Genomic DNA, 8811 nt, shown 5'->3' on the forward strand with positions numbered 1-8811 from the left:
GGAACGGCCCCACCACATCCGGTGGAATCGCCCCCCCACTTCCGGTGGAACAGCACACCCGCTTCGCGTGGAATCGGCACCCCACTTCCCGTGGAATGCACCCCCCACTTGAGGACTATTCCATACTCTGGGTATCCACGGATTTATCGGCCAAGCGCTTGACCGGTTTGGAGGCGATGATCTTGCCTTCGATAATAGTGATTTGCCGGGGATGCATCTTGCGAAGCGCTTGCAGGTAAGAGCGTTGGCGCTTCGGGGAGTCCGCGCTGTCACACATGCGGCCCAAGACGGGGGCGGTGTAGTAGCGCACTTCAACGAGATCAGCCTGTCGGGCAAGTGCGTGATCGCGGAAAAGCGCGACCAGATCCAACCATTTGAAGGCGGTTTTTCTTAGGAGTCCGTAGTACAGGTTGTAACCATCGACGTATACAACGGTACGCAACATAAATCTCCAGAAATGACAAAGCCGCCCGAAGGCGGCTTGTCGCCCCGAGAGCACTTGGATCAAGCCAAGCGGTCACGAGGTGAGTCGTGGGTCGATTCTATCCCGGTTAGTTGGCCATAGTCAATACTTAGAGTGAAGAGCAGGTGTCTGGCGTGGAATTGAACGCCCCAGGACTTTCGAGGTGAGTCCCCGCTGCTCATCCGCAACCGCCTGATAGTAAATACAACTGCTGTAGCAGGCACCGGCCCAATGGTCTCCCAACCCGGCCGTTCGAGGTCAGTGGCACGGACGGCCCAAACGAGCCTCGACCAAATGAGCGATATTTTGCCGTGAAAGCTCATTTGGATGTACAATACAGAAACACTGAACGAGATCTCGGGTATACGCCATGCAACAGATGACCGCTCGAAAGCAGCATCAGCTCAGTGCCGCCGGCCTCCGCGCCTATCCCAACATTGCCCGCGCATGGGGGCTTACTGAAACCCAGGCCGCGCGGCTACTCGGCGCCCCGGAAAGCACCTACCGGCGGTGGAAGCGCAACCCCGAGCGCGCCAATCTCGACGTAAACCACCTAGAGCGGTTGTCATTGATCCTGGGGATCCACAAGAATTTGCACATCCTGCTTCCGCGCGAGGACGCTGCGAACAGCTGGATACGACGCCCGAACACAAACCCCTTGTTCGCCGGACACACCCCACTTGAGCGCATGCTGGGAGGTCAGGTGGGCGATCTCGTGGCGGTGCGCCAGTATCTGGACGGTGCCCGTGGCTGACGAGTGCGCCCCGTTCCCTGTTTCCCCGGTCCTCTGGCCGCGATCGTACCGCATCGTTCCCTCTCGCTTCCCTCCAATTGCCCTGTTCGAGGGCGTTGCCGGTGATCCCGCTGATCTCGATGCATTGAACGAACTCGAGGGCCTGACATCAAACCGCTTACGCGAAGAGGCGGGCGAAATCCACCTGATCAAGCAGGAGGATCGGCGTTGCGGGCCGGGATGGTCACCGATCATGGCCGCCCTGTGTTATCCGCGGCCCAGCCGGTTCACCGATGGCAGCTTCGGCGTGTACTACTGCGCTGACAACGAGCGCACGGCCGTAGCCGAGACGCGATACCATCGCGAGCGCTTCCTGGCCGAATCCAATGAGCCACCCATGGCGGTGGAGATGCGCGTTTACATCGCGGAACTCGACGCCGACCTGCTCGACCTGCGCGGTGATACCAACTCGGCCACCTCGTACCTGGATCCCGACAGCTATGCCAACAGCCAACGGCTCGGCGCGGTTGCCCGCATGCACGATCATTACGGACTGGCCTACCCTAGCGTCAGAGACCAGGAGGGAGGCGACTGTGCCGCCGTATTCCGCCCTCCGGCACTTGGCCCGACGCGCCAGGGCAAGCACTTCGAGTATCGCTGGGATGGTCAGCGGATTACGGCCGTCGTCGAACTCCGGGAAACGAACTACTAGGGGTCAGCTCACGAAACGGAAAAAATCGTACGCTAAGCCTCGCCGGGCATTCGTAGATGAGCAGCAGGGACTCACCTTAAAAGGCCTGGACCTATGAACTCAATCCCACAGACCGTTGCTCGGCAACTGATTTCGTTCGCCGCGCGTGCCCCGTCTGGCCATAACAGCCAGCCGTGGCGCTTCGCGGTGGACCGAGACACCATCCGGATTTATCCCGATAGGTCGCGGCGCCTGCCGGTCGTTGATCCGGACGATCACGCGCTGTTCATCAGCTTGGGTTGCGCACTCGAAAATCTGGCCATCGCGGCGGCACAGCACGGTTTTTCAGCCCACACCGACTACTTTCCTCCTGAAGAGCCCAAGGAGTGTCTGCGGGTTCGTCTGCGCGAAGGGGCCCAGGAGAGTGTAGAGCCACTGTTCCAAGCGATCCCTCTCCGGCAAACGAACCGCGGGCTCTACGACGGTCGCACGATCAGTGATACGGATCTTAACCGGCTTCTGGAAGCCAATCGTTGCGAATCCGTGACGGTGCGGCCGTTCCGGGTCGGTGATCCGGCTATCGAACCGATCATCGGCTTTGTCCGAGAGGGCAACATTGCCCAGTTCAACGATCCAGCGTTCGTTGCGGAGCTTGTGTCGTGGATCCGTTTTTCGCGACGAGAGGCAGCAGAGCAAGAAGACGGCCTAACTGCACAAGCCTTGGGGTTTCCTGCCATACCCCGCTGGCTTGGACGCCGGATCATGGCGACACTGATCAAGCCGGAAAGCGAGGCTGCCCGGCAGGAGAAGGCGATTCGCAGTGCCTCCGTGCTGCTGCTCTTCACTGCCCGGCGTCACGTAAAGCGCCATCGGATTGACTTGGGTCGCAGTTTCGAACGTGTAGCGCTGGTTGCGACCTCCCTAGACATCGCCCACGCTCACGTCAACATGCCCTGCGAGGTCGTACCGATTCGCAGTCAACTCGCCGCCCACTTGGCCTTGGATAAGGCAGAAAGCCCCCTGCTGCTGATACGCCTAGGCTATGCGAGAAAGCGACTGCCACCCTCCCCTCGACGGCCAATCGACCAAGTCATCATGAGGAGAGAGGAGAGTTGACCCAGCACGCGGCAAACCTCGGCCTTCAGGCCGGGGAAGGATAGCGTGCGGCGCGGGAATCCCCCTTTCAGAGATTCGCTAGCGCCGCTATGCTGGTCTTGTTCTTTGAGCCTACGGCTGGGCGGGCCGAAAGTAACGCCTGTCAGATACGAGAATGCCTGTCAGATACGAGAATGTGAGTCCTGGGGAGCATGGGATGGCGACTGGTGCAGGACAATGCAGAAGGGTGTGCAGAAAGAAACGGCGGGTCTGCAGAAAGAGACTGAACCAAATTTTTACTTAAGCCACTGATTTTATAATTAAAGCATCGAGAACCTTTTCTGCAGGATCCGATGCCGGTGCAGAAACTCGCCCGGGCCAGCGAGTTTGCCCAGGCGCGCATGGGCGATCTCTATAGGGTGCGCCGGCCGCACGCCGAGCAGTGGTGGTGGCGTGTGAAGGGCAAGCACCGCCGCCCGGAGGACGCCGCCGATCACGTCCCGGTTCCCTCCAGCCTGATCGGCGAGCTCGCCCGCTACCGCGAACACCTCGGGCTGCCGCCCTACCCGGCCGCCGAGGAGGAGACGCCGATGGTCGTCAGCCTCTACCCGCAGCGCGACGGCTGGCAGCCGGTCCACCGCACCACGATCTATCGCATCGTAAAATCGCTCTTTCTGGCGACCGCCGAGCGCATCGCCGCCGACCCATTAAGCCCACTTTTCATCAGGCTTTAATTGTGGTATACGTGACGGTAGTTCCTTACAACGAATAAGGCGGGTGGACCGTCGGTCAGTCGCCCTCCCCCCTATGACTACCCGTCGGTTGGTTATGGGTTCAAATCAGCTCGGTGTCGTTCTACGGCACTGGAGGAATCCTCATCGCCGTATGGCGGCGTTGACAGGGCGGGAGGGCGTATGGGTGATGCCTCGACGGGATTCGGCCAGCGTCCAGCTGATTTTTTCCGGCGGCTGCTTGATTGTCAAGCGGCGGCTGTCTGTGCACTTGATTCCACCGGCCGCTTGATCTACCTCAATCCAGCCGCCTGTCGGCGACTCGGCCACTCCGACGAAAGCGCACTGCTTGGCGAGTGCTTCGACACGGTGCTCGATACCGAACGAATTGAACTATCGGCAACGGCGCTCATCGAACGGCTAATTCAGGTTGCCGTATCTGGTGAATCGCTCACCATAGACTCCGCAGTCTGGTTGCGCCCATGCGTCGGGGACTCCTTCCCGATCGTTATCAATGCCTCACCGCTCCACGACGAGAAGAGCGGGGACTGGGGCGTGGCACTTTCCTTCCAGGATATCACTGAGCAGCGCGAAGCGTTGGAGCGCAGCAAAGCGCGGCGGCATCGGCTCGAGGCCGCCCTGCGGGCGGTTCCCGATGTGGCCCTGATCGAGACGGATCTTGAGGGTACGATTCGCGAGGCCAGTCGCAGCGCCGAGCTTATGTTCGGTTACTCACGTGAGGCGTTGCTCGGCAACGACATCTGCATACTCCACGATCCGACCGAGCATGAGAAGGTTCGGGAGGGCATCGCTCGCCTGCAACAAACAGGCGAAGGTTACGCCACGGAGTGTGAGCTGATTCGCTGCTCCGGCGAGCGCTTTCAGGCGCGGCTGAGTATCGCGCCGCTACTCAATGAGCGCGGCGAGGTGGTTGGCAAAATCGGTTCCTGCATCGATTTATCGGCGCAGTTCGCCCGTGAGCAACGGCTGTTGATGGCCCAGGAGGCGGCCGGCTTTGGGGTCTGGGAGTGGGACGTTGAAACCGATCGTGCCTACTGGGATGCGACCTCCTGGCGGATGCTTGGATTTGCTCCCAAGCAGCAGGGCGCGCTCACCTACGCGCAGTGGCAAGCGCTCGTTCACCCTAAAGATCTGGAGCGCATCCTCCCCGATTTCGAGCACCACCTAGCTGCGGGCACTCCCTTTAGCATCGAGTTTCGTTACCGGTGTGCCGATGGCGGTTGGCTTTGGGTGCAGAACCGGGGCCAAACCCTGCGCCGCGCGGCCGATGGCTCGCCGATTTACATGGTGGGCACGCAAGTAGAGATCCAGCGGCTCAAGGAGACTGAGCGCGCGCTGGCTGAAAGTGAGCAGCGCTTTCGGGATGTCACCCTAGCGGCAGGTGAGTACATCTGGGAGATCGACCCCGAGGGTCGCTACAGTTTCATCACTTCGCCGGCAGAAGCGCTGCTGGGCCGCCCGGTCGAGGCGATCAGCGGGCACTCGCCTTTCGACTTCATGCCGGATGACGAAGCTGAGCGGGTACGCGGCCTGCTGAAGGGTTGGGCCGATGAGAAGAGCTCCTGGCAGGGGCTGGAGCACGCCTCGCTGCGCCCGGATGGCAGCCTCGTGCATCAGCGTGTCAGCGGTCTGCCCATCCTGGACGAAGACGGCAACCTGACCGGTTTTCGCGGCACAGGGCGCGATATCACGGCTGAGAAAGAAGCCGAGCGGGCTCAAAAGAGACTGACGGAGCGCCTGCGCCTGGCGACTTCGGCAGCCGAGCTCGGCATCTGGGACTACGATCTAATAAGCGGCCGACTCGAGTGTGATGAGGGTATGTGCCGCCTCTACGGAATCGCCCCGGCCTCCCTCGATCACGCCTCTGAGGGCTGGCCCGAGGCGCCGGAGTCCAAATCCCGCGACACCACGATCTTCGGTCACACCTTTGAGGACTGGACCCAGGCACTGCTGTCCAAATCCCGCGATAGCATGGTGGCTGCGCTAAACGAGGCGGTGGCCTCGCGCGCCCCATTCGATATCCAGATGGAGATTCGTCGCGCGGATGATGGCAGGTTCCGTACCCTGCACGGGCAGGCCCAGGTGATTTGCGATGCCTCCGGCGCCCCAGTGCGCATCGTGGGCATCAGCCGCGATATCACTGCGGAGCAGGAGTATCGTCGACACCTCGCTGCAGCCAAAGAGCGCTTCGCCGGGATCTTCGAGCAGACCGGCAGTGGCGTGGCCGTCTACCGTCCGGTGGATGAGGGGCGGGATTTCGAGTTCATTGAGATCAACCCGGCATCCGAGCGCATCGAGCAGATCACCCGCGACGAGGTCATCGGGCGCAGACTGACCGACTGCTTCCCAGGGATCGTGGAGATGGGGCTGTTGGCAGCGCTGCAACGGGTGGCCCGCACCGGGGTGCCGGAAGAATTGCCGCTGGCCTCGTATCAGGATGAGCGTATCACTGCTTGGCGTGAGAACCGGATCTTCCGGCTCTCTTCCGGCGAAGTAGTCGCTGTCTACGAGGATCGCACCGAGATCAAACAGGCGCAACAGGAGTCCGAGCGGGCGCGCAAGCAGCTGGCCAATCTTACCGCGCAGCTGCCTGGATTCATCTATCAATACCGGCTCTGGCCCGACGGCCGCCACGCCTTCGTCTATGCCAATGGTCGGGCTGAACAGATTTACGGCGTCACGCCGGAACAGGCCATCGAGTACCCCGATCACCTTTTCGAAGTCATCTACGAGGCCGATCGGGGTGAGTTTTACCGGAGCATTGAACGATCGGCACAGGCCTTAACGCCGTGGTACCAGACCTTCCGGATTCACCACTCCTCAAAGGGAACGGCCTGGCTTGAGGGGAATTCCATGCCGGAACGCCTGGCCGATGGCAGCACGCTCTGGCACGGGTACTTGCACGACATCACCGACAGAGTCCGGTCCGAGCAGGAACTGGCACAGAGCAAAGCGCTGCTCGAAGATTTCTTCAATCAGTCGATTACCGGTTTCTTCTTCATGATGCTGGATAAACCGATTGACTGGCAAGGCGCATCAGAAGAGGAAAAAGAAGCACTGCTTGACTATGTCATGACGAATCAGCGCATGACAAAAATCAATCAAGCCCTGCTGGATCAATACCGCACCACGGAAGAAGAGCTCATCGGTCGCGCCTGTTGTGACTTTTTCACCGATGAAAGCATTGAGCACAGTCGCGCTGTGCTGCGGGAGGTCTTTGATCGAGGACAGACCCACGCAGTGACGCATGAAAAGAGAAGCGATGGCACGCCCATGATTATCAATGGGTATTACACCTGCCTCTACGATGAGCAAGGCCGCATCACCGGCCATTTCGGCGTCCAAGAAGACATCACCGAGCGCCGGCGCGCCGAGGAGGCTGAAAAAGAGCTGCGCGAGCAGCTTGAGACGAGGTACAGAGAGCTCGAGGCGATCTTTGCGGCCGCCCAGTCCGTTAGCTTGATTAAGACTGACCGCGACACAGTAATCCAGGAGGTTAGCTGCGGCACGGAGGCGTTATTCGGTTATTCGCGGAGTGAGCTGATCGGTCAGCACGTCTCCATGCTTCATGCACAGGAGCACGTTGAGGCTCGGCAACTCGACCAGAGCAGCCTGCCTATTCGCTTAGAGACCAAAATGCGACGGCGTGACGGCACCACATTTATGGCGCATCTAGCGGTGCATCCGATTTTGGATGCAGATGACCAGATCATCACCGCTCTTAGTGTCTCATTCGATATCAGTGATCAGAAGCGCGCGGAGCAGGAGCTGGCTGAGGCGGTGGCGGCCAAGACCACCTTCCTTAACGCCGTCAGCCACGACCTGCGCTCGCCGCTCAACGCACTGACCGGCTTCGTCGACCTGCTCGCCGCACCGGATCTAGGAGAGGAGGAGCGCCAGAGCTACGTGCGGCAGTGCCACCGCGCTAGCGGCCGCCTGCTGGAGCTGATCGACTCACTGCTCGACCTGAGCCGGCTACAGGCGGGCCGGCTTAAACTGCGGCCCGCGCCTTTCGATCTGCATGCAGCGATTCAGAGCCAGTGCACCGTCTACCGCCACCTTGCCGGCGAGCACGGCCTAGCGTTCACCTGCACCTGTGGGCTTGAGGCCGGCGTGCCGCAGTGGGTGGAGGCCGACGCCACCCGGCTGGGACAGATCCTGTCGAACCTGCTCAGCAACGCCATCAAATACACCCAGGAGGGGGGGATCGATCTAACAGTAATCGCTGACGCCGGTAACCGAATCACCTTCCAAGTGCGCGATACCGGTCCGGGGATCCCCCCAGAGCAGCAGGCGCACATCTTTGCGGCGTTCGATCGTGTTGGCTACCAGGGCTCGCGCAGCGGCCACGGCTTAGGGCTGGCCATCGTGCGCGAACTCACCGAGCTGTTCGGCGGGGAAATCGCGCTCGAGAGCACGCCGGGGGTCGGCTCCACGTTCAGCGTGACGCTGCCGCTAACGCCCGTCGCAGCACCAGAGAGAGAACGCGATGCCGCCCCTGACATGGAGACCTCCCCCCTACCCCGCAGCGAGGAGGCCCCGGCGAGCCCGCTGCATGTGCTGGTCGCCGATGATGAACCGACGAACGTCTTTCTCGCCCAGGTCCTGCTTGAGCAACTCGGCTGCACGGTCACCACGGCCAAGGATGGTGCCAGCGCCTTGGAGGCGTGGCAGACGCAACGGCTGGACGCGCTGGTGCTCGACCGCCACATGCCCGATCTCGATGGTGTTGAGCTGGCCGAGCGTATCCGCGCCGAGGAGCAGGCCGAGGGTGGCCCTCGGGTGCCCATTGCCTTGTACACTGCTTACGCCCGCAGCGAGGTCGAGACAGTCCTTGAGGGTGGGCTCTTTGATGCCTTTTTAGGCAAACCGCTGGATCGTACAGAACTGCGGCAGTGGATCGAATCACTGGCACGGCGGCAGCCGCCTGCTGATCCCAACACCAACCCAGGAGAGCCCCATGGAAGCGCACTCCACTCCTAGCTGGGACGACGCTATGGATGCCATGGAGCATCCGATCTTTTTGCACGACCAAAACTACTGCGTCCTGCGCGCGAACCGCGCCTATTTAGAGCAG

6 protein-coding genes are annotated in these 8811 nt (G+C 61.1%); 5 read left to right on the plus strand and 1 reads right to left on the minus strand.

The features are described 5' to 3' along the window. Nucleotides 1-115: 115 nt before the first annotated feature. The gene (locus tag CKO15_RS12685) at nucleotides 116-445 is read right to left on the minus strand and encodes a PIN domain-containing protein (RefSeq protein ID WP_200196901.1); all 330 of its coding nucleotides are present in this window, start codon (nucleotides 443-445) and stop codon (nucleotides 116-118) included. Nucleotides 446-833: 388 nt separating this feature from the next. Here CKO15_RS12685 and CKO15_RS12690 point away from each other — a divergent pair, with 388 nt between their 5' ends. From CKO15_RS12690 to CKO15_RS12710, 5 genes are all read left to right on the plus strand, one after another. Continuing rightward, nucleotides 834-1217, plus strand: coding sequence for an antitoxin Xre-like helix-turn-helix domain-containing protein (locus CKO15_RS12690; protein WP_200196904.1), 384 nt, complete (start codon nucleotides 834-836; stop codon nucleotides 1215-1217). Beyond that, nucleotides 1210-1908 carry an RES family NAD+ phosphorylase gene (locus CKO15_RS12695; RefSeq protein WP_338036068.1) on the plus strand — a complete coding sequence of 233 codons (699 nt, stop codon included), beginning with the start codon at nucleotides 1210-1212 and terminating at the stop codon, nucleotides 1906-1908. Before CKO15_RS12690 ends, CKO15_RS12695 begins: the two co-directional genes overlap by 8 nt. A gap of 93 nt (nucleotides 1909-2001) precedes the next feature. Further along, the gene (locus tag CKO15_RS12700) at nucleotides 2002-3003 is read left to right on the plus strand and encodes an Acg family FMN-binding oxidoreductase (RefSeq protein ID WP_200196908.1); all 1002 of its coding nucleotides are present in this window, start codon (nucleotides 2002-2004) and stop codon (nucleotides 3001-3003) included. A gap of 332 nt (nucleotides 3004-3335) precedes the next feature. After that, nucleotides 3336-3716 (plus strand): hypothetical protein, encoded by a 381-nt coding sequence (locus CKO15_RS12705; protein ID WP_200196910.1) that lies wholly within the window; start codon nucleotides 3336-3338, stop codon nucleotides 3714-3716. Nucleotides 3717-3896: 180 nt separating this feature from the next. Beyond that, nucleotides 3897-8717, plus strand: coding sequence for a PAS domain S-box protein (locus tag CKO15_RS12710; RefSeq protein WP_200196912.1), 4821 nt, complete (start codon nucleotides 3897-3899; stop codon nucleotides 8715-8717). Nucleotides 8718-8811: the final 94 nt, after the last annotated feature.

This window comes from Halorhodospira abdelmalekii (assembly GCF_016583625.1).
Classification (GTDB): domain Bacteria; phylum Pseudomonadota; class Gammaproteobacteria; order Nitrococcales; family Halorhodospiraceae; genus Halorhodospira; species Halorhodospira abdelmalekii.

What these genes read in the sequence shown, in the direction of transcription:
- CKO15_RS12685 (WP_200196901.1), bottom strand. Translation starts at nt 445, where the DNA reads ATGTTGCGTACCGTTGTATACGTCGATGGTTACAACCTGTACTACGGA.
- CKO15_RS12705 (WP_200196910.1), top strand. Translation starts at nt 3,336, where the DNA reads ATGCCGGTGCAGAAACTCGCCCGGGCCAGCGAGTTTGCCCAGGCGCGC.
- CKO15_RS12690 (WP_200196904.1), top strand. Translation starts at nt 834, where the DNA reads ATGCAACAGATGACCGCTCGAAAGCAGCATCAGCTCAGTGCCGCCGGC.
- CKO15_RS12700 (WP_200196908.1), top strand. Translation starts at nt 2,002, where the DNA reads ATGAACTCAATCCCACAGACCGTTGCTCGGCAACTGATTTCGTTCGCC.
- CKO15_RS12710 (WP_200196912.1), top strand. Translation starts at nt 3,897, where the DNA reads ATGGGTGATGCCTCGACGGGATTCGGCCAGCGTCCAGCTGATTTTTTC.